22 protein-coding genes are annotated in these 21,466 nt (G+C 49.6%); 8 read left to right on the forward strand and 14 right to left on the reverse strand.

The features are described 5' to 3' along the window. The first annotated feature begins 184 nt into the window (after nucleotides 1-184). Genes J7619_RS23320 through J7619_RS23330 form a run of 3 tightly spaced genes read left to right on the forward strand, consistent with a single transcriptional unit; the run spans nucleotide 185 to nucleotide 3,321 of the window. Complete coding sequence (locus J7619_RS23320) at nucleotides 185-1,687, forward strand: GH3 auxin-responsive promoter family protein (protein WP_291204396.1); 1,503 nt, start codon at nucleotides 185-187, stop codon at nucleotides 1,685-1,687. Nucleotides 1,688-1,710: 23 nt separating this feature from the next. Then, the gene (locus J7619_RS23325) at nucleotides 1,711-2,871 is read left to right on the forward strand and encodes a 1-deoxy-D-xylulose-5-phosphate reductoisomerase (protein ID WP_291204399.1); all 1,161 of its coding nucleotides are present in this window, start codon (nucleotides 1,711-1,713) and stop codon (nucleotides 2,869-2,871) included. Then, entirely contained in the window at nucleotides 2,872-3,321 is a 450-nt protein-coding gene (locus tag J7619_RS23330; protein WP_291204401.1) for a hypothetical protein, read from the forward strand. A 46-nt stretch (nucleotides 3,322-3,367) separates the two neighbouring features. On the opposite strand, the gene J7619_RS23335 is transcribed toward J7619_RS23330, so the two are convergent. From J7619_RS23335 to J7619_RS23355, 5 genes are all read right to left on the reverse strand, one after another. Beyond that, entirely contained in the window at nucleotides 3,368-4,132 is a 765-nt protein-coding gene (locus J7619_RS23335; RefSeq protein ID WP_019946010.1) for a glycosyltransferase family 2 protein, read from the reverse strand. A gap of 38 nt (nucleotides 4,133-4,170) precedes the next feature. Next, nucleotides 4,171-5,001: a glycosyltransferase gene (locus tag J7619_RS23340; RefSeq protein ID WP_291204406.1), complete on the reverse strand. Its 831-nt coding sequence runs from the start codon at nucleotides 4,999-5,001 to the stop codon at nucleotides 4,171-4,173. Nucleotides 5,002-5,008: 7 nt separating this feature from the next. Further along, nucleotides 5,009-5,827: a phytanoyl-CoA dioxygenase family protein gene (locus J7619_RS23345; RefSeq protein WP_291204409.1), complete on the reverse strand. Its 819-nt coding sequence runs from the start codon at nucleotides 5,825-5,827 to the stop codon at nucleotides 5,009-5,011. Between the two features lie 96 nt (nucleotides 5,828-5,923). Beyond that, entirely contained in the window at nucleotides 5,924-6,859 is a 936-nt protein-coding gene (locus tag J7619_RS23350) for a hypothetical protein (RefSeq protein WP_291204411.1), read from the reverse strand. 39 nt (nucleotides 6,860-6,898) lie between these two features. Further along, complete coding sequence (locus J7619_RS23355) at nucleotides 6,899-7,783, reverse strand: class I SAM-dependent methyltransferase (protein ID WP_291204414.1); 885 nt, start codon at nucleotides 7,781-7,783, stop codon at nucleotides 6,899-6,901. Nucleotides 7,784-7,968: 185 nt separating this feature from the next. On the opposite strand from J7619_RS23355, the gene J7619_RS23360 reads away from it, so the two are divergent. Further along, nucleotides 7,969-9,162 carry a M20 family metallopeptidase gene (locus J7619_RS23360; RefSeq protein WP_291204418.1) on the forward strand — a complete coding sequence of 398 codons (1,194 nt, stop codon included), beginning with the start codon at nucleotides 7,969-7,971 and terminating at the stop codon, nucleotides 9,160-9,162. Here J7619_RS23360 and J7619_RS23365 read toward each other — a convergent pair. Next, a complete protein-coding gene (locus tag J7619_RS23365; RefSeq protein WP_291204421.1) occupies nucleotides 9,125-9,886 on the reverse strand; it encodes a polyprenol monophosphomannose synthase in 762 nt (253 codons plus the stop codon). The two genes, J7619_RS23360 and J7619_RS23365, sit on opposite strands and share 38 nt — an antisense overlap. A gap of 55 nt (nucleotides 9,887-9,941) precedes the next feature. Then, on the reverse strand, nucleotides 9,942-10,301 hold the full coding sequence (locus J7619_RS23370) for a DUF4296 domain-containing protein (RefSeq protein WP_291204424.1): 360 nt from the start codon (nucleotides 10,299-10,301) through the stop codon (nucleotides 9,942-9,944). 84 nt (nucleotides 10,302-10,385) lie between these two features. Here J7619_RS23370 and J7619_RS23375 point away from each other — a divergent pair, with 84 nt between their 5' ends. The 4 genes from J7619_RS23375 to J7619_RS23390 are packed head-to-tail and all read left to right on the forward strand — an operon-like array spanning nucleotide 10,386 to nucleotide 13,856. Beyond that, complete coding sequence (locus J7619_RS23375) at nucleotides 10,386-11,279, forward strand: DUF58 domain-containing protein (protein ID WP_106599609.1); 894 nt, start codon at nucleotides 10,386-10,388, stop codon at nucleotides 11,277-11,279. Next, a complete protein-coding gene (locus J7619_RS23380; protein WP_291204428.1) occupies nucleotides 11,272-12,198 on the forward strand; it encodes a hypothetical protein in 927 nt (308 codons plus the stop codon). The genes J7619_RS23375 and J7619_RS23380 overlap by 8 nt, the downstream gene beginning before the upstream one ends. 12 nt (nucleotides 12,199-12,210) lie before the next feature. Continuing rightward, on the forward strand, nucleotides 12,211-13,230 hold the full coding sequence (locus tag J7619_RS23385; protein WP_291204431.1) for a VWA domain-containing protein: 1,020 nt from the start codon (nucleotides 12,211-12,213) through the stop codon (nucleotides 13,228-13,230). Beyond that, the gene (locus tag J7619_RS23390) at nucleotides 13,230-13,856 is read left to right on the forward strand and encodes a ribonuclease HII (protein ID WP_291204434.1); all 627 of its coding nucleotides are present in this window, start codon (nucleotides 13,230-13,232) and stop codon (nucleotides 13,854-13,856) included. The genes J7619_RS23385 and J7619_RS23390 overlap by 1 nt, the downstream gene beginning before the upstream one ends. Here the strand turns inward: J7619_RS23390 and J7619_RS23395 are convergent. The 7 genes from J7619_RS23395 to J7619_RS23425 all read right to left on the reverse strand — a co-directional run bounded on the left by J7619_RS23395 (nucleotide 13,817) and on the right by J7619_RS23425 (nucleotide 21,436). Further along, the gene (locus tag J7619_RS23395; RefSeq protein WP_291204437.1) at nucleotides 13,817-14,350 is read right to left on the reverse strand and encodes a DUF2480 family protein; all 534 of its coding nucleotides are present in this window, start codon (nucleotides 14,348-14,350) and stop codon (nucleotides 13,817-13,819) included. The genes J7619_RS23390 and J7619_RS23395 overlap by 40 nt on opposite strands. Nucleotides 14,351-14,425: 75 nt before the next feature. Beyond that, nucleotides 14,426-15,121, reverse strand: coding sequence for a tRNA (adenosine(37)-N6)-threonylcarbamoyltransferase complex dimerization subunit type 1 TsaB (gene tsaB / locus J7619_RS23400; protein ID WP_291204440.1), 696 nt, complete (start codon nucleotides 15,119-15,121; stop codon nucleotides 14,426-14,428). 37 nt (nucleotides 15,122-15,158) lie between these two features. Further along, complete coding sequence (locus J7619_RS23405; RefSeq protein ID WP_291204442.1) at nucleotides 15,159-16,811, reverse strand: S41 family peptidase; 1,653 nt, start codon at nucleotides 16,809-16,811, stop codon at nucleotides 15,159-15,161. A 6-nt stretch (nucleotides 16,812-16,817) separates the two neighbouring features. Beyond that, on the reverse strand, nucleotides 16,818-17,234 hold the full coding sequence (locus J7619_RS23410; RefSeq protein WP_291204445.1) for a ribonuclease P protein component: 417 nt from the start codon (nucleotides 17,232-17,234) through the stop codon (nucleotides 16,818-16,820). Between the two features lie 124 nt (nucleotides 17,235-17,358). After that, a complete protein-coding gene (rpmH, locus tag J7619_RS23415; protein WP_015813300.1) occupies nucleotides 17,359-17,517 on the reverse strand; it encodes a 50S ribosomal protein L34 in 159 nt (52 codons plus the stop codon). 341 nt (nucleotides 17,518-17,858) lie between these two features. Next, nucleotides 17,859-18,083: a hypothetical protein gene (locus J7619_RS23420; RefSeq protein ID WP_291204448.1), complete on the reverse strand. Its 225-nt coding sequence runs from the start codon at nucleotides 18,081-18,083 to the stop codon at nucleotides 17,859-17,861. A gap of 230 nt (nucleotides 18,084-18,313) precedes the next feature. After that, a complete protein-coding gene (locus J7619_RS23425; protein ID WP_291204451.1) occupies nucleotides 18,314-21,436 on the reverse strand; it encodes a sensor histidine kinase in 3,123 nt (1,040 codons plus the stop codon). Nucleotides 21,437-21,466 lie beyond the last annotated feature (30 nt).

The raw sequence follows: 21,466 nt of genomic DNA on the forward strand, positions 1-21,466 counted from the left end.
GGCAAAATTACAGATTATTAACCACAAACAAAGGCATTTAAAAAATTTCGGTATGCGGTATCCGAAGGGCGTAAAACTAGTTGCAAAGGGCTTTCCGATAGGCGTTCCGGGTGGCTTTCCAACGGGGTTTCCAACGGGTCTAAAATCATGGAATTTGTAATTCCTGCGTACATTTGTTTTCACTATGGGAATCAGATCAGTTTTAAGCAGGCCGTTGGCCCGTTACATTGTCAAGCAGCAACAGGAATGGATCGCGCGAAGTGTTGAGGTCCAGGAAAAATGGAGGTCGGAGTTGGTAAAGAAGGCCGCCGCCACGCAGTTTGGGAAAGACCATTTCTTCAAAGACATTCATAGCTATTCCGATTTCAGGGAAGCCGTTCCGGTGTACGATTATGAGGACCTGAAACCTTATGTAGAGAAAATAAAATCCGGGGAAAGTGATATTTTGTGGCCGGGCAAGCCACTGTATTTTGCCAAAACATCGGGAACTACTTCGGGTACCAAATACATCCCGATTTCCAAAGACTCCATCTCCAATCACATCGATTCGGCGCGCAATGCCATTTTGACGTATATTGAAGAGACTCAAAAAGCTGATTTCCTGGATAATAAGCTGATTTTTCTCTCTGGCAGCCCGGTACTGACAGACACCGGCGGAGTACTGACAGGCCGCCTGTCAGGCATTTCCAACCACCACGTGCCGGGTTATCTGCGCTCCAACCAGCTGCCGAGCTATGAAACGAACTGTATTGAGGACTGGGAAACCAAGCTCGACAAGATCATCGACGAAACGCTCGACCAGCGGATGTCGCTCATTTCGGGCATTCCGCCGTGGGTGCAAATGTATTTCGACCGCATTATCGAACGTACAGGCAAGAAGATCAAGGACGTATTCCCTGACTTCTCGCTTTTTATATATGGTGGGGTAAATTTCGAGCCCTATCGGGCTAAATTGTTCGAATCGATCGGTAAGCGCATCGATTCCATAGAGCTGTACCCGGCTTCCGAAGGCTTCCTGGCGTACCAGGACAAGCAGGATGACGAAGGCCTATTGCTTTTGCTCGACACCGGTATTTTCTTCGAATTTATTCCGGTTGAAAACTACTTCGACGAAAATCCGCGTCGATTATCCATCGGTGAAGTGGAGGTAGGCAAAAATTATGCGGTGATTGTCAACAACAATGCCGGATTGTGGGGTTACTCGCTGGGCGATACCGTCAAGTTCGTTTCTACGGACCCTTATAAAGTGCTCGTAACAGGCCGTATCAAACATTTTATCTCCGCATTTGGCGAGCACGTGATCGGCGAAGAGATTGAAAAAGCATTGAAATACGCCTTGGAAAGGCATCCGGAGACGGAAGTAGTGGAATTGACCGTCGCGCCGATGGTAAATTCTACGCATGGCGGCCTTCCTTACCATGAATGGCTGGTGGAATTTGCGACCCGGCCGAATGATATGGAGCAATTTGCGAACGACCTCGACCGCAAGCTAACCGAACTCAACATTTATTACAAAGACCTGATCACCGGAAGTATCCTGCGCCGCCTCGAATTGACGCCGCTGCGCAAGAACTCCTTCATCGACTATATGCGGGCCAATGGCAAGCTGGGCGGCCAGAACAAGGTGCCACGCCTCTCCAACGACCGCAAGATCGCCGACGAACTGATCCGGCTGAACCATAATTGACCGAACCTAACAGTGAGCATGCAATGAAAAAAAGAGTAGCTATTTTAGGTTCGACCGGTTCTATCGGTACCCAGGCCCTCGAAGTGATCGCGGCGCATCCGGAAATTTTCTCCGTTTCGGTGCTTACCGCCGGGGGCAACGCCGACTTGCTCATCGAACAGGCGGTCAAATTCAAGCCGGAGGAGGTTGTCATTTGCAATGAAGCGCATTATGAAAGGGTTAAGGCAGCCCTCTTTCCATTCAGTATCAAGGTTTATAACGGGGCATCTGCTTTGGCTTCCGTAGTGGAATCGGATCATGTGGACGTGGTGCTGACAGCCATGGTAGGGTACGCCGGTCTTTTGCCTACGATCCACGCGATCAAAGCGGGTAAGGATATTGCATTGGCCAACAAGGAAACACTTGTGGTGGCTGGTGAACTCATTACAGCATTGGCCAAACAGCACAATATCAGCATTTACCCCGTCGATTCGGAACATTCGGCCATTTTCCAGTGCTTGGCCGGTGAATCGGAGAATGCGATTGAAAAGATTATTTTGACCGCATCCGGTGGCCCGTTCCGTGGTAAGGACCGGGAGTTTCTCGCGCACGTAACCAAGGCGCAGGCGCTCAAACACCCGAACTGGAGTATGGGCGCGAAAATCACGATCGATTCTGCGACGCTGATGAACAAAGGCCTGGAAGTGATCGAAGCGAAATGGCTTTTCGATCTTCATGCTTCACAAATAGATGTGATCGTGCATCCGCAGAGCATCGTACATTCGCTGGTTCAGTTCGAAGATGGCAGTATCAAGGCGCAAATGGGCCTTCCGGACATGAAACTGCCTATTCAATATGCGCTGTATTACCCGCAGCGCCTGAAATCGGACTTCCCCCGGTTCAATTTCATGGATTATCCTTCCCTCAATTTCGAAAAGCCCGATCTGGAAACATTCCGCAACCTGGCGATCGCCTATGAAGCGCTTGAAAAAGGCGGAAATGCCGCTTGTATCGTCAATGCGGCCAACGAAATTGCCGTTGACGCATTCCTGCACGATAAGATAGGTTTTCTGGATATTTCGGACGTTATTGTCGAGAGCCTTGCCAAAATCGCATTTGTAGGGAATCCTTCAATCGAGGATTATGTTCAGACGAACGAGGCGACAAGGCGTTTTGCTTCTGAAATGATACAGGTCAAAGTCTAAATGAAAACCACGTTTTTGAAATACCTGTCTGTTGCGCTTGCCAGTACATTGAAATTCTTCGGAGGGCCGATTGCGGGGGTCGTACTTAAACTGACCTGGATCGAAACAGCCCTTTGCTCGGCCGTGGGCATGATGTTCACGGTGTTCGTGCTCACGTACGTAGGCGGGGCAATCCGCAACTTGATTCAGAAGTACCGGAAATCGCCGCCCAAAAAATTCACGAAAACCAACCGCATTGCCGTCAATATCTGGCGCAAATTCGGGATCGTAGGCATCGCATTCCTCACGCCGCCATTGTTCACGCCGCTCTTCGGGCCTATTCTCGCGGTGGCGTTCCGGGTACCAAAGGGTTCGATATTCCTGTGGATGTCCGCCAGTGCGCTCGTATGGGGCCTCGCGATCTCGTACATCGCGCACAAAATGACCTTTATCCAGGAGTGGATTAAATAGAGCGCGACCGGCAAGGCGCGACCGGCAAGGTGCGGCCGGCAAGGCATTACCGGCTGACTTCCTTCTTCGGCGCTGCCGTTTTCTTCATAAAGTCGCCTTGCGAGAAGTACTTTTCGATGAGGCAGTACATCAATATAAAGAAGTACCGGCTACCCATTTCCTTGATTTTCAGCTTCGATTCGCCGTATTTCCGGTTGGTCCAGCTATTGGGCACCACGGCGTAATTATAGCCGCGCACCATGGCTTTGAGGGGTAATTCGATAGTCAAATTGAAGTGGGGGGCCAGAAACGGCTTGATACCCTCGATCGTTTCGCGCTTGTAAAGCTTGAATGCATTGGTCGTATCATTGTATTTGATTCCCATCACCATGCGCACGATGGCATTCGCCACGCGGTTGATCACCTTTTTCAACGCAGGATAATCGATCACTTTTCCGCCTTTTTCCCAGCGCGAGCCAAAAACGCAGTCATAGTCGCCTTCCAGCATTTTGTAATAAAACTTCACGAGATCCTCGGGATCGTCGGACATGTCGGCCATGAAAACGGCCACACAATCTCCTTTGAAGCGCTCCAAACCGTAGCGTACCGCATAACCGAAGCCATTCGGGCCCGGATTGGTGTAATAAACCAGTGTAGGAATTTGAAGCGATAGCTCGTCCAGCACACGCAATGTCCCGTCCTTCGAATTGTCGTTGGTGACGCAGATCTCGTGGGGAATATTGTACTTATTTAATGTATTGTGTAAAGATACAAGCGTGTGAGTGATCGATTCTTCCTCGTTATAGGCTGGTATTACGACGCTTAGCTTCATAAATGTGTTATGTGTTAAACAGTACAAATTAAAGATTATTAATTCGAACTGCCAATTTTTTCAAGGCTGGTAAGGAGCTCGTCATAGCGGTGCAGGGTCTTAGCAACGGTCGCATCATAGCGTCCGTTGAGCCAGTTGCCCACATTGACGAACATTTGTTTTCTGTTTTGTAAAAATTTGAGATTGGTGTGTGCGTGTACATTGCTTAGGCCCGCGCTATGCTTGCGGTAAACACCCATGACGTCACTCAAATAGCCGATTTTACCCTTTGCTGCCAGTTGGAACATAATCGCCCAGTCGCCTGCCGCCGCGCTAGAATGCCACTCGGCAAAGTCTTCAGTAAGGAAATGATTACGGTAAACCCAGCTGGCCGTCGCCATAAACCATTTGTCTTCGAGCAAATCCTTGATCGTCGAAACCGCTTTCTGATCGGCTGCATTGAAGAAATGCGATGGGGAGCCGTCTTCATAAATGACCTCCATATTGTGATGGCAAACGGAGAAATCGGGGTTCTGATCCAAAAAATCGACCTGTTTTTGCAGTTTTAATGGGTCAGTCCAGTAATCGTCGCCTTCACACATCGCTACATATTCACCTTTGCAGGCTTTGAGCAATTGCAGTACATTATTTCTTCCGGCAAACTCGCGCGGCTCTTTTGGCCCCTGGTTTTCGGAATGCAAAAAAGCCCGGATTAACCCAGGCTTTTTTGCAGAATATGCACGAATAATGTCCGGCGTTGCGTCGGTCGAAGCATCGTCCCCGATGACAATTTCAAAGTCGAAGCTAGTTTGCTGCATGAATGCACCATCCAGCATCTGACCGATATATTGCTCGTGGTTGTACGTCGGGACACAAACGGAAAGTTTCATTCGAATTTTAGCTAAAAACCTCTTTCAGTTGCTCCACAGTCGGGAAATTCGGTGTGACGAGCTCTGTTTCAGGCTTGTAAATGTACGCCATCGGATAGCCGCGCTCGATGAATGTCGGTTCGTCGAGGTTGTTGTAACGCAGCTGCACCGACCAGCGGATGTTGTTGGTAATGTTGTTACCCGACTGGTGGATCAGGAATGCCGAGAAGATCAGGATATCACCGACTTTGAATTCCGTTTGAACAAAATCTTCATCCTTTAATTCAACAGTAATACCTCCCTGATAACCGGAAGTGGTAGAAGCCTGCAAGCCGATCTTGTGGCTGCCAGGAATCACCTGCAATGCGCCGATATCCGCACCTGCATCGACCATCGGGAACCAGATCACCGCGCTATCGAGAGAGCCCTGGCCGGTACGCCAGTCCTGGTGTGCATCCAGTTTCCAGTGCTTGCTGCCGTCTTTGGACAGAAACCGACTGTTGAACTGCATAGCGGCACGCGCACCGATAATGGGCGCCGAAAGGCCAACATCTTTCAAAAGATTTTCAATAACAGGGTCAACACCCAGGCGGTGCAGCGAGAATGAGTGCTGAACTGTTTTTCCGGTGCTCACAAAACCATCGAAATCCTTTTCGAAGAACTCGAACATCGCATTTTCAAATGTATCGCGGTCGTCGATATCGACGGTTTTGCCTGTTACGCGCTTAATTTGCGTTGCAAAAATCTTGCGGGCATCGGTGTATATTGCATTAATGACGTCCTTGTCGAGGTAGTTTCTCAAAAGGACATAACCATCGCGGTTGAACTGCTCCTGAAGTGTACTCATTGTGCGATCACGTTTGTGACATTTAATGGTGATTTCTTCAAAATTATCTCGCCATTGTTGCTGAGGTTATGACTAGCCTCAGTTTGATTCAGAATATTAATCTTCCCAAACCGCATAGCCAAAGCCCGCCGCACCGAAGCCATTACCATTGTAAAGTAGGTAACGCTTGCCATTGTGCTGGTAGAAATTGGCGTAATCGATCATTTCGTAATCGAAATCTTCCGGGTTGTCGGATTTCGCGATGCCTACCAGATGATCTTTGCGCTCCCAGGTGGTACCGTCAGCCGACTCGGCGTAGCCCAGGCGGTAGCTCTGGTTGCGGTCGGTGCGGTAGTCGCGGGAGTGGCGGTAGGAGTAGTACATTTTGTAAATGCCATCTTCCTTAAATACGCTCGGGCGGCCTACCGCGTGCAGGAAATCATCGAAATCCAATGTCGGAATGTCGCTGATTTCCCAGTGGATGCCGTCTTTCGAAGTCGCGGATTGTGCGCGGTAGTATGGCTCGGGATAGTCGTGGATCATCTCGCATTTGTGGCCCGAAATGTACCACATGCGCCAGGTACCATCATCGTCGATCAGTACCGAGGGCTGCGCAGCCCAAAGCGGGTTTTGAATGCTGCGGTCCATAATCGGTCCGCGGAACATCTTTTTAAATGTCAGACCGCCGTCGTGGCTTACAGAAAGACCCATCGAGAGCCGGTAGGAATTCCAGGTACGGTTCCAGCCGGTGTAATAGAGCCAGATGTCGCCGTTCGGACGGTCCACAAACCAGGCCGGCATGGCGCCAGTTTCGTCGTATTCACCCGGACCGCCGAGTTCGAGCACGGGCTTGTCGTGTATGTAAAGGATCTTTTTGGGATCGTCATAATCGACGTCGATGAACGTCGGCCGAGACTGTGTACTGTTATCCCGCGTCGAGAAGTAAATCCGCAGGAAATCCTTGTGTTTATAGGCAAATGGCACCTGTGCATGGCTCTGACTGTGCGCCAGACTGCCGTCAGGTTTATAAATAACTCCTTTTTTAACCCACATTGGAACGTTGAATTTTGGTATTGAGTAATGGCGTAACGCTTAGTCGACTGCCTTTTCAGCACGAATGCGCCAGTTATCAACGAAATCTTTACCCGGGATCGGCAGATCGATATCCACTTCCGGTGCTTTGGCGGTCACGCGGTATTCCATAATGTAATAGGCATTACCGAACACATAATGGAGTTTGAAATCCTCGATGTTCGCAGGCACATCTTCCAACGGCACTTCGGCCCGGAAAAGCGGGTTCGCTTTCAGCAAAGTAGCGTAAGTAGGGGTATTCCGCAGCCATGGAGCGACGCTTTCGTCACCTACGACTACTTTTCCGCCGGGTTTCACGACGCGGGTCAGTTCGTCGAATGCACGCTTGCGCTCGGAGAAGGTATTAATGCCTCCGAAATGGAATACGGCGTCGAAAGTACCATCGGGAAAAGGAAGATAAGAGCCGTTGCCGAGGAAGTAATGCACGTTCACATCCCCATTGGCAGCAAGCTTTTCCTGCGCGCGTTTGAGCATGTTCGGCGATAGGTCGGATAATACGGCCGTGCCTCCAGGAGTCAGTTTATCAAGAATCAATGCAGAGTCTTTGCCCGTTCCGGCACCGACTTCCAAGGCTGTCATGCCTGGTTTCAGCTCCATCAGGTCGATGAAAAATCGACGTGTCGCAGCTTCATCCGATTGGTTCAGGGTTTCGAAAACCCAGGAAACGCCGCGATCGTAGCGAAGGAAAGCCTGGTCGTACAGATATTGTTCGCGGGCATCTTCCGGCAGCAATTCTTTGGGATACAGCATGTTGACAATGCCGGTGTCGCCTACTTCGTAAACTGTGCCGTCTTCGCTTTTGAGAGATTTGCCGTCTTCGGCTATGGTTAAAGGGGTTCCTGTGCGTGGACAAACCAATGATTCTAAAAACTCCTGTTGATTCATTTTTGCGTGTCTGATTGATTCATATCTGGTCAAAATTACCCTTTTTCTTTGGAACACCAGCCAATGCCGGCCGCGTTCTTAGCAAATGGGCGATGTGTTTTCTGTTGTATGGTAACGATACCACGCCATTTTTTTATTATTACCTTTGAATGTTTTGTAAAGACAACCCGTAGTACTTCAATATCATGTCCCAGCTTCAGGAAAAAATCAAAGCGCTTGCCAAAGATCAGTCGGAAGACATTGTTGCTCACCGCCATCATTTGCATAGTAACCCCGAGTTATCATTTGAAGAGTTCAAAACGGCGAAATACGTTGCATCGGAACTCACAGCAATTGGTCTTCAACCCGAAGAAGGTATTGCCGGAACGGGCGTGGTGGCGATCATCGAAGGGCGTAACCCGGGCAAGAAAATCGTCGGTCTGCGTGCTGATATGGACGCATTGCCAATCCTGGAAGCGAATGATGTTCCTTATAAATCGAAGGTTCCGGGCGTGATGCACGCGTGCGGGCATGATGTGCACACGTCGTCGCTCCTTGGTACGGCACGCATCCTGCACGCATTGCGCGAGGAGTTTGAAGGGACTGTGAAACTGGTATTCCAACCGGCTGAGGAAAAAGCACCCGGCGGAGCTTCCCTGATGATTAAAGAAGGAGTCCTGGAAAACCCGCGCCCCGCGAGCATGGTAGGCCAGCACGTAGCACCCAATATTCCGGTTGGCAAAATTGGTTTCCGCGAGGGTATGTACATGGCCAGCACCGACGAGCTGTATTTGACTGTCAAAGGAAAAGGCGGCCACGCTGCGGCGCCGCATCAACTGGTAGATCCTGTGTTAATGGCGTCTCACATTATCGTAGCATTGCAGCAGATCATCAGCCGCAACCGCAACCCGGCGAACCCGTCGGTACTGTCATTCGGCCGCTTCATAGCCGATGGCGTTACGAATGTGATCCCCAACGAAGTGACCATTCAGGGAACGTGGCGTTGTATGGACGAAGAATGGCGTGAAGACGGTCTGCGTCGTATGAAGAAAATGGCCGAAAATATTGCCGAAGCGATGGGCGGAAGCTGCGAATTTGAGATCGTGAGAGGTTATCCATTCCTGAAAAACCACCCGGAACTCACCAGACGGGTGAGAACGGCAGCCGTTGGCTATATGGGTGCCGAAAACGTGATCGACCTCGACCTTTGGATGGCTGGCGAGGATTTCGCATTCTACTCACAGGTGGTCGACTCGTGTTTCTATCGCCTCGGAACGCGTAATGAGGCACGCGGAATCATTTCCGGCGTGCACACCCCTACATTCGATATCGACGAAAGCGCACTCGAAATTTCGACCGGCCTTATGAGTTGGCTGGCAATTTCTGAGCTGAATGCTTAGGGATATACCTTTTGAAATAACTGTTGAGTTTCAATGTGATCACACCAAAGATGGCTTCCTTGAAAATGCCTTTCGACATTTTTGAGGCGCCTTTGGTGCGGTCGGTGAAGATGATAGGCACCTCGGTAATGCTGAAACCGTATTTCCAGGAGTTGAACTTCATCTCGATCTGGAACGCGTAACCGATAAAACGGATATTATCGAGGTTGATCGTGTTCAGCACTTTGGCGGTGTAGCAGATAAAGCCTGCCGTTGGGTCCATAATCGGCATGCCGGTGATCATCCGCACATAATATCCCGCGAAATAGGACATTAGCACGCGGTTAATCGGCCAGTTCACCACATTTACCCCTGTGATATAGCGAGAACCCACAGCCACATCATGGCCTTCGTTGGCGCACGCATTGTAGAGGCGGATCAGGTCCTCGGGTGGATGCGAGAAGTCGGCATCCATTTCAAAAATATAGTTGTATCCTCTTTCAAGCGCCCATTTGAAGCCGTGGATGTAAGCGGTGCCCAGGCCCAGTTTTCCCTTTCTTTCTACAAGATGAAGGCCTGAAAACTCCTTCATTAACTCCTTGACAACCGCTGCGGTGCCGTCCGGCGACCCGTCGTCGATGATCAACAGGTCAAACGGATGATTGAGGCTAAAAACCTTCCGGATGATGGCTTCCACATTTTCAAGTTCGTTGTAGGTAGGGATAACTACAATGCAATCGTTCACAGAAATTGTCCAGTTTAGAAGTTAAATGCGTAGTATAGAGCGCGATACAGAAAATTCAGAACTTAATATTGTTATTTTTCTCCCGTTCCTCAATTTTCTTGTTCACTTTTTCGTAAATGGTCGTCATTTGCTCGGGATGGCTCATGTAGTAAGCATAGCTTTCACGATAAGCTGTTGTATCAACCTGATGTTTTTTCCAGATATCACTTTTCAAACGGTTGAAAATCATGAGCGACGAATCGAGCGATTTCAGCTGTAAACGGTTCACGCGCGACTCGGCCAGGTGGATGTCGGTCAGAATGGTAGCCATTTTTTCCTCGGATAATGTCCCTTTGGGCGGCTTTTCGTCTTCGGAACAGGCCGAAAACAGGAGCATAAAAAGGGCCAGGAGGCTTATACCGGTCGTGAATTTCATCGCAGGGCGTAGCTTACTATCAAAATACCTATCTTTGTTTTAGGTACACCAGACGACAAAGGTGGTGATTTTTTTGCAAAACTTATGTTTGAGCAGTTTCTGGGAAAGTTAAGGAAGTATGAAATCCGGATGCGAAAAGCGGTGACCAGCGAGCGTCACGGCAATTTCCATTCGGTCTTCAAAGGGTCCGGCCTGGAATTCGATGACCTCCGTTTATACCAGTATGGCGACGACGTCCGCGCCATCGATTGGAACACTTCGGCGAAAGGTCACGGTACATTTGTCAAGATTTTCAAGGAGGATAAGGAGCAGACGGCATTCTTCATGCTCGACGTGAGCGCGTCGCAGCAGGTAGGGGAGATCAAGAAGCTGAAAATCGATATTGCGAAGGAAATATGCGGGGTGCTGACGCTTTCGGCCATTCAGGAAGCGAGCCGGGTAGGATTACTTTGTTTTTCGGATAAAAATGAGCGGTACATCCGGCCGTCCGACGGTATGAAGCACGGTTACGGACTCATTTCGGAGTTGTACAAGCTCGTTCCCGAATCCACCAAAACCAATATCGCCGAAGCCATTCTCGTCGCATTGAATGTGCTCCGCCGACGCAGCCTGATATTCCTCATCTCGGATTTTATCGATAACAACTACCAGCACAACCTCAAAGCCCTCGCCCGCAAACACGACCTGATCGTGATCCATTTGTACGATTCGAGGGAGGTGAATTTGCCTGGATTAGGCATTATCCCGCTTTACGACGCCGAGAAGAAGACGACAGTTTGGGTAAACACGTCTTCGCGCCAGTACCGCGAGGAAATGGCCAACCGCTTCGGAAAAAGAAGCGCCGAGCTTCAACGGCTGTGCCACCAGAACCGCGCCGACTATATTTCCATCAATACCCAGGAAGATTATGTGCCGGCATTGATCCATTTGTTTAAGGTGAGGCGTTATACCAAAAGTTCGGCACCATCCAATGGCTAGGGTTTTGAAGGTAATCTTTTCGGTAGCAATAGGTTTCTTGCTGTCCTTCCCGGGCATTGCAAGGGACGCGCGCAAGCAGCGGATCACGCCCAAAGGCGTTTTCCAGACCGACAGCGTGGAAGTGGGCAAGCCTGTTTATTTCTCGCTCAGCGTACGCCATAGCCCCGAATCCGAGATTTTCTTCCCTGATAGCACCTATGACTTCTCACCTTTTGAACTGGTGTCGCAAAGAACTTTCGTATCCAGCACCGACAGCCGCGGCACGCTGGATAGCGCGGTTTATCATCTCATTTCTTTCGACGTATCCAAAGTGCAAAAGCTGCGGTTGCCTGTTTTTATATTCCAAAAAAAGGATTGCACTGCGGTTTTCACCGAACCCGACTCGGTTTTGCTCATCAGAAGCAACAATATTGATCTCAGCAAAAAACCAGTATTAAAAGAAGAAACCCGGCTTGCCGCCCTGAGCCGTGAGTTTAACTTTTCGATGCTGATAGGTTCCGTCGCATTGATTATCGGCGTGGTAGGGAGCATTTACTGGGTTTTCGGGCGCGATATTTACAAACAATGGCAGCTACTCAAATTGCAGCGCCGGCATCTGGAATATGTGCGGTCGTTTAACCGTCTCATGCGCAGCGCACGCGAGAAGGGCAATATCAAGGATGCCGAAAAGGCTATCATTATCTGGAAAAACTACCTGGAAAGGTTGGAGAAAAAGCCGTTTGCGACTTATACCACAAGAGAAATTATCGATAATATGCCCGACGACGAACTGGCCGATGCATTGAAAAACATGGACAGTATCGTGTACGGGCAGGGCCGGTCGGGGAATATGGAAAAGTATCTGGAAGTGCTCAAAACGGGCGCCACGCGGTTGTACCGGGCCAAAAGGAAATTTGTATTGGACAGCCCCGTCGCATAACCCGGACATTGAATGGAAAACTGGTTTTCACTGGAATGGTTTGGTTACAGCGCGCTGAGGTCGTACGAGTGGGTATATCCCTATTTCCTCTATTTGCTGCCGCTGGTCCCATTCCTGTTTTGGTTGAGGAATGCGTTGCACCGCAAGCACAAGCAGCGGCTGACTATTACCTACACATCGGTTACAGGCTTCCGCAGCTGGCTTACATTGCTGCGCTTCGTACAGCCCATTTGCGTGGGGCTGGCTATTTGCCTTATCCTGGTCGCGCTGGCGCGGCCGCAGGTGGTTTCGGAGCGGAAAGACCAGTATTCCGAAGGGATTGATATTATGCTCCTGCTGGACATTTCGGATTCGATGATCGAAAAGGACCTGAGCCCCAACCGCCTCGAGGCTGCCAAGAGAATGGCGCGGCAGTTTATCAAAGGCAGATTGCAGGACCGCATCGGGTTGATCGTGTTCGCGGGGGAAGCCGTGTCGCTCTGCCCGCTTACGACCGATTACGAATTATTATACGGCTTTCTCGACGAGGTAAACCCCAGCCTCATTCCCACGCCCGGCACGGCGATCGGCAGCGCATTGGCCGTGGCCGTAAACCGCATGCGCGATACGCCCGGGGAGAGCAAGGTCGCAATCCTGATCAGCGACGGCGACAATACCTCTGGTAACCTCGGGCCCACAACCTCGGCACAACTTGCGAATGCATTCGGGGTAAAGGTTTACACGATTTCGGTAGGAAGACCTAAAAAAATGTCGAAGGCCGACACCACGGCCCATTCAGGTGCATTAATGGATGAGGGCGAGCTACAAAATATTGCGGGAATCGGTAACGGGAAGTATTTTCGTGCTACCGATAACACGGCACTCGAAACGGTTTTCAAACAGATCGACCAGTTCGAAAAAGTGAAATCACGGGATGTATTGTCGCGCGATGTGAAGGATTACTACCGCGTTTACCTCTATTGGGCGGTTACATTGCTGCTTGTGGCGATCGGGACGAAGAGTACATTTATGGCCAATATTCTGGAAGATTGATGCTGAAAGCTTATTACAATATCGACGCCATCGAGGCAGGACTGGATGAAGTGGGGAGGGGTTGCCTGGCCGGGCCGGTTGTGGCGGCGGCGGTGATCTTGCCGCGCGATTATAAGCACTCATTCCTCAATGATTCCAAACAACTCACCAAGGCGCAGCGCCTGGAACTGGAAAAGGAAATTATCCGCGAATCGGTTTCGTGGGCGGTGGCTGAGGTTGATAATGTTGAAATCGACAAAATCAATATCCTGAAAGCGAGTTTCCTGGCCATGCACAGGGCTGTCGATAAGCTACGGATACGTCCGGAGCACTTGCTGGTGGATGGAAACCGTTTTACGCCTTATCCGATGATCCCGCACACCTGCATTATCAAAGGCGATGCGCATTACCTATCGATTGCGGCAGCTTCGGTTCTGGCAAAAAATTACCGGGATGAGCTGATGAGCAACCTTTCCCGGCAATTCCCGCACTATGGCTGGGAACAAAATGTCGGCTACCCGACGGTTCATCACCGCAAAGCGATCGTGCTCCACGGCCCGTGTTCCTATCACAGAATGTCTTTCAAGTTAATTAAGGAAGAAGGCGATCAGTCGGTAGAAGAAACCGAAGATTTAGGCTTTTTGTAAAGCGGCACCGTGCTGCACGGTTCCCCGAACATCAGGCTTTGTACAACCGGTTTCAGCAATTTGCTCACCGCTACATAAGCCGAAACGGGTACTTCTACCTTGCTACAACCTTTCACTACTACGCGTTTTCCTGCAAATTCCTCTGCATTCAGTTTCGCAATGGCGTCGGCGAAGAGCTTGTCCTCTAATGCATTCAGATCCCCGAATACAAATGCATGAGCATAAGGTTCGAGGTGCACGGCGAGGAGCATATAGGCCCAGGTGGGCACAATCGCATCTTCCGAACAGATAATCGCTACATTTTTGCCTTGGTACTGTGCCCAGTCGTGGCTTTTAAGAAAGTCGCGGAAATCTTTTTCCCGCAGGATCATACCCTGCCAGAGATTGTCTTTAATATCGTAAACAATGCGTTCGCCGGGGTGGTAGAGCTCTTCGAGGTCCAGGGAGATAATGCCGCTGGTGGCAACCCGGTTTACTATTTCGTCAGTTTCCATACTAAAAATCCATTTACAAAAAGGCTAACAACAAAACACGGACGATTGTTTGACAAGCCTGCTAAAATCCGCCGGTTATTGCACCAGCGTACTGGCTTTCCGCGGCGCCGGTGACATGAAATCCTTCAAATAATAGGGTTCAAAAGAAGCGACATTCTCAAATTGGCTGTTTTGGAATGCAATCGTACCCAGCTGGCCGACAGTCCGTGCCGAAGGCTTGATGTCCTCTGCGGGAAAAACGGCATTAGGATGCTTTTCCAGAAGCGGCTTGCATTTTGCAGCGCCATCGCCGAAGAATACCACTCTACGTTCGGTCAGCAGGTCCTGAAATGAAGTCTCATTCATGATTACCGCCTGCGTTTCCTGAACAAATGCATTGGTATCGTCTAAAACTGCCGCGTAAACTTCCATTCGACGCGCATCGATCATCGGGCAGAATAAATGTCCGGGGAAAAACGCTGCCAATTGCATGGCCATTGCCTGCAAGGTGTTGATGGCGATGAGCGGCTTGTCGAGCGCGTAGCACAGGCCTTTGGCCGTGGACACGCCCACGCGCAAGCCCGTGTATGAGCCCGGGCCTTTGGCGACCACAATCGCGTCGATGTCCGAAAGTTCGAATCCTGCGTGTGTCACGCTATCGCGCATGAGCGAGGTGAGCATGGCGGAGGAGGACTTGTCCGTAAAAAGATCATAAGCGGCCAGCAAGCCGGTTTCATTGTGTACGGCCACTGAGCATCCGCGGATCGAGGTGTCGATACTGAGTAAGAGCATATAAAAAAGCCCGCCGCGAGCGACGGGCCGGATGGTATTATTTCTTTTTCAAAATCTGGCTGTAACGGGCCGGCTCCTTGAATAACGCCAGGGCCGCTTTCACTTCGGGATCTTCGTTGAAAGAAGCTTCCCGCATGCCTTTTTCCAGATAGTAATGCTTGATGATCTCTTCTTCCAGGATCTTTTTGATCTCCGGCTTGAAGATTTGCAGATCATTATCCTTGCTGTGCGAAAGTTTGGATTTCAATGCTTTTAATTGATCCTCGATCACTTCTAGTGATTTTTCCTTTTTAGCAGAAGCTTCCAGGTCTTTCAGGTCGCGCTCAACCTGGGTGGTATAGTCGTACTCTTTATCGCCCAGCCATTTCGTGAATGCGGCATAATCGGCGTCGGTCAAATGAAATTCCTTGGCCGGTTTGATCGTCGGGTGTTCGAAATGGTATTTTACAGCATAGTCGAAGAACAGGCGGTTGCGGCCCAGCGAAACGGCCAATGGCGAGAAGTTTTCCTTTTCCGTAATAATATCGGGCAAAATACCACCGCCGTCGAATACCGTACGGCCATTTTTCGTCTTGAATTCTGTCATCAGCGAATCGGGGATTTTGCCCACGCTGCCGTCGTCGTTGCGGTGGCTGTAATCGATCGCCTGGATACACCGTCCGCTTGGAATGTAATATTTAGCGGTGGTGATCTTCATTTTGGTATTGAATGAAAGGTCACGCGTGGTTTGCACGAGGCCTTTTCCATAAGTTCTCTGGCCGATCAATACGCCGCGGTCGTAATCCTGAATGACGCCGGAAACGATTTCTGCTGCCGACGCGCTGCGGTTGTTGGTCAGCACCACGACGGGTATTTCGGTATCGAGTGCCGGATTGTAAGCCGTGTAGGTTTTATTCCATTCGCTCACTTTTCCTTTGGTCGAAACCACTTCTTCGCCTTTTGGAATAAATATATTGGAAATTTCAATGGCCATATTCAGCAACCCGCCCGGGTTATCGCGCAGGTCGAGCACAACGGATTTCATGCCCTTACCTTTCAGTTCCTGGAATGCATTGCGCACCTCTCTGGAAGCTGTTGCCGTAAAATCCTTCAAATCGATATAACCCACTTCCTCGTTCAGCATGCCATAGTAAGGTACATTGGTCACTTTCACAATGTCGCGATTGAGCGTGATTTCGAGCGGCTTGGTAATGCCGTAGCGCTTCACGGTCAGTTTAACGGCCGTTTGAGTCTGGCCTTTGAGCAGCTTGCCGGTATCGAAATCCTCACGGGTAGACAGGTCTATATCGTTGATTTTCGTGATCTCGTCGCCAAGCTGCAAGCCAGCCTTTTGTGCGGGCGTATCTTCATACACCATCATGACCGTATGCTTTCCATCTGCGGAGTTAACCATCGCACCAATACCATTATACTTGCCGGTGGTCATAGTCATGTAGTCCTCGATATCGTCCTCCGCATAGTACACGGTGTACGGGTCGAGCGAGCGGAGCATATTGTCGATGCTGGTCTTGATCAGCTGATTGGGATTGATCTCATCAACATAATATGCATTCAATTCCTTGAAAAGCGTGGCATAGATGTCCAGGTTTCGCGCGATTTCGAAGAGGCGGTCGTCCTGACGGAACGAAACGAATGCGAGCCCGCCTACAACAGGAGCGGCCAGCAAAATGGAACGAAGATACTTTTTCATCTATGTTCAGGAATTGGATTGTTCTTTGAGAAAGGCGGGCGGCAGCTTTTCAAGCTTTTTGAGCGACTGCTTCATGGCCGTTTCAATAACGTCGTATGAGGTTATTTCTTTTGCAAGATACAAAAAAGCGATGTAGGAAGGGCGCGTTTCGGCGGGTAATGCCACGAGCGCGGATTTGTTCAGCCGGTAAGCTTCACGGCAGCGTCGGCGGATCAGGTTGCGGTCAACCGCTTTCTTGAAATGCCTTTTGGAAATGGAGAAAAGTACCTGCGGAAGCGGGGTGGAGGCTTCGGGGGCGTAGATGTACAGCACCCTGAATGGATAAAGATAGAACGTTTGAACCTCCGGACTGCCCTTTTTGAAAAGCCTGCCTATGATACGGAGGTTACACAACCGCTCGTTCTTACCAAATGTCTGTTTCAAGTTCTTGTAGAAAAAAATGTCTGATAAGTTTGTGGTTTTCAAACTTATCAGACTATGTAAAGACTTAGGCGTCCTGACTGTGCGTCCCGAACGAACGTCCTCTACTCAAACCTTCAAGCTAAGCTTATTGCTTGTGACGTTTTTCGTCAGAAACAGTCAGTTTCCAACGACCTTTTTTACGACGGCCAGCAACTACTTTGCGTCCGTTTGCCGTGGACATTCTTTCACGGAACCCGTGCTTGTTTCTCCTCTTGCGATTCGATGGTTGAAAGGTACGTTTCATCTCAGTATCAAATTATTGCGATATAAATCTCTGTCTACCCGTAATTTTGGCTTGCAAAGGTAGATAAAAAAATTAATCAAGTCAAAATTTCTGTATTTTTTTCAGAAATAGTCTGTTAATAAGGCCGTTTGCAACTTAGTTGTCTTCCCCAACGATCCTCAAAGCCCGTATTGACGTCTGGAGAAATCCACGCGTCGTTACTTCTGTGCTGATGCAAAGATACGATCGTGCACATATTCAGAATGCACAACTTGCCACTATTAACCGGAATGCAAAGGGAATTGTTAGGAATGAGAAGAGAAGGCAACAAATGCCGGAATGAAAATTGTCTGCAAATGCGACTAGGCCGACATCAGATTATAGGCTGAATAGTTTTTGGTAAACGATTCGCGCACGTCTTCGATCTGATGTGTCAGAAGCCAGGTCCTGAAACGAATGGCATCCTCTGCTTCGTGGTGAACGATACGCCCGCCCGAAAGCAAAAGTGTAAAAGTTTTGTGTGTTTGCAGAAAACGGCGGATTTGCGCTGCACTATGTTCGAAGCCGGAGAAATAAGGGTTTGTCATAATCATATTCGCATGGCATCATGAATAAATCAACCGCAAGATACAAAAGCGTAGGTGTTGTTTTATATAAATGTAGAATAAATTTATATTTTACTCATAATTTCTTCAAATTTAGTTCAAGAACTGTAAAATAATATGTCACCGAGGTAAAATAATTTTTTACATAAAAATTCGCCCGGACTGGTAAAGAGATTGATAATGATATGAGTACGCCAGTTTATGGCAGCCGGCTAATGTAGCCGCCCGGCGTAATCGGGTGTGTCGAACACCAGATGAAATTCGCAGCCATTGTGATTGTCCACAAAAACGGAAAGGTTGATCAAACGCGCGACCTCCTTGACGATTACCAGGCCGAAGCCTTTGGGCGACGTATTACCGTACGATTCGGAATGCGTTGCGTTCGGGTTGTTGAACCATTCGCGGATTTCCGCATCGATACCTTTACCCGAATCGGCTATGATGAGGTGCACCGTGTGGCCCGTAACACTCGAAAAAATCCGGATCTGGCCGTTGCGGGCATATTTGCTGGCGTTGTCGATCAGGTTATGGATCACGACCGAAAGTAGTTCGGGATTGGACGTTATGGTCAGTCCGGGAGGGACCTCATTCACCACCTCGTTTTTGTAAAGCAGGAATACTTTTTCAAATAGCACCAGTTTTTCCCCTACAAGCCCGGAAAGGTCGATGGGGGTCATTTCCACTTTCGTATGATACAGCGTGGTGCGTACATAACTAAGCAGGTTGTCGAGGAAGTTGGTCATTTGCACCAGGCTTTGTTCCAAAGCATTACCTACCTGGCTCAGCATTTCACGTTGGCCCAGCTCATTCAGTCTCGCGATCTGACCGGAGGCTTGTGTTACGTATTTGAGCGGTGCGCGCACGTCATGCGTAATAGACGCGATCAGGTGCGCCTGGATGTTCAGCTGTCTGCTAAGCTCGTTTTGGGACTCCTTTAAGGCGGCGGTGCGTTCGGTAACGGCACGTTCGAGATCTTCGTTCTTTCTTTTGATAGCCCCCGTACGCCATTTGAAAAAGGCATACACGCTCAGGATCATGCATAACAGAAGTGACGTCCTGAACCACCAGGTTGCGTACCATTCCGGGGCAATGGTGAACGTCATGCGCCGGGCCATATAGTTTTCCTTGCCGAAGCCGTTTCTTTTCCTGATCGACAACACGTATTCTCCGCTGCCCAATCCGTTGAAAACGATTTCTCCGCCGTCGCGCACAGGGTGCCAGAGGCCTCTCTGATGGTTTCCCGACAGGCTGTAATCGATCTGCACATTGTCCGGATTTCCGAAGTACGGGGTCGACACCGAGAACTTAATAGACTCAAAGTCGCTGTCGAGGGTCAGGCTGTCGGAGTAGCCGATGCGCTTTCCATTGTATTCTATGCGATCGATCAGCAGTGGTTTATCGGGAAGTTGCGGGAGGATAAGGGAAGGGTAGAAGTACACCAGCCCGCTGATTGATGGCAGCGAAAGTAGTCCGTTGGGCAAAGTCAGCGAGCAGGGTATGCATCCGCCGTTGAATTCGTTGGTGGGGAACCCGCTTTGGTAGTCATAAAAAAAGTAATAGGGGCTTCGAATCTGCTTCCGGGCGAATGCAAGGAGGTCGTTAAGCCCGATCTGGAACAAGCCCTTATTGGTGGGAACCCAGAAAAAGCCGTTTTTATCTTCCGTAATACAATGGGCCGATCCGAGGTGTTTTTTTCGGTCTAGTGGAAATAAAGTGGTGTGGTTGTCTTTGATCAAAAAAAGTCCCTGTCCGTAAATCGTTCCCCACACTTCAGTACCATCGCGTGTGCATCGCAGGAGCAGGGAATGAACTGCGCTGTTTCCCAGATTTTTGATCTTTTCGAAACGGCACCCGGGGAAGGTAAACCGGTAAAGTCCCTCCGTCGTACCCATCCAGAAAGTTTGTTTCGCGGGATCCGGCGAATTGTCGCGAAGGATAAAATTGATCTGTATATTCTTCAACCCTGCAATACGGATGTCGGTCCACTTGAAGGTATTTGTATCCAGCCTTCGAAGCAGTCCGTGGCGGTGGCCCAGCCAAAGATGGCCATCAGGGTCTGTATAGGTAATGCTTACGTCGGCGCCTATCGGCCAGCTCTTCACCAGGTGGGCGCTTTCTTCTTCGAATAAAGACAGGATGCCCGCTTTGGTGGCCCAGGTATAGCCGGTTTTTGCCCTGAAAGGGTTCCTGCCTTTGAACTTGTCCGAAATGGAAGCCGGGGCGCCTCCTTTTGAATAGATATCGTATGCGCCGAAATGGGTGATGATATAGCGGTTTTTGAACAGAATTTGTTCGTGGAAGGAAAAACCCTCACTTCCTTTAAATGCGTAGAAATGTTTTTTGGTAAAGACAAACAACCCGTTGGTGTGGCTACCGAGCAGCAGTGTACCACTAGTCTTGTCGTAGAATGAGCTGATGATCTTATTCTTTTCGGTATCAAAACCTTCGAGAATCAGCTTTGTGTCAAGCGTGTCGCGGCCAACGAAGTCGACGCTGTAAATTTTACCTCCCGACGCCATCAGGAGGTTTTCGGAAAACGTATTCCAGAGAACCTCCAGGTCTTTCTGGCCGGCCGGAGCACCATAATCCCTCACTACATCTCCGGTGATCGCCACGTTGTGGAGACCATTCCGATCTATTCGCGTGATGGTGGCATTGGGGCGGTCGTAATGATACAGCTCCTGTCCATGGTTAAAATAGTCGAGCGTCCTGTCTGCGTGGTTTCTCTGGTGATAAATGGGTTTATTATGTTTGAAAAAAGTTACATTGGCGGTGTCGCAGATAAAATAGCTTCCCGGGGAAACAGGTACTACCGAGTACTTCCAGCCGTAATTGTAAATATGTCTGTTGGTAAGCTCGAAGTTCAGGAAGTGGCTTTGGAGGGGGAAATTGTTGATGTTCAGTCTTTTAAATTCCTTGTCGTGCATGGCAGTCTTTGTGACGGTTCCCGCCGAAATTTTAAAGATTTCATGTGTTTCACCGACGAAATAAGGCTCGCTATCCGAAATCCCGCGAAAACTCTGAATCATGCGGTTGGAGTCGAACCGGGCATTCGAACTATTGAAAATGTGAAAATGCCGGCCGTCGAACCTTGCGAGGCCGTCTTCGGTAGCCAGCCAGTAAAAACCTGCGTCATCCTTTACGATAGCCTTGATGCTGTTTTGAGGTAGTCCGGTCTCGGCGGTGTATTGGGTAAGGGCATACTTATCATAGCTGAGCCCGGATTGCTGTGCCTTAGCGGGGAAATGCAGGCAGCTGAAATAAAGCGCAATGCATAGCAACGGGCAAGCTGCGAGAGCGCTGCCGATAGGTCTCAGGCGGATGGGGAGAATCATTGATCCAGGATTGTGCAAGGGCTATTCACA

It is taken from the genome of Dyadobacter sp. (genome assembly GCF_017744695.1).
Lineage (GTDB): Bacteria > Bacteroidota > Bacteroidia > Cytophagales > Spirosomataceae > Dyadobacter.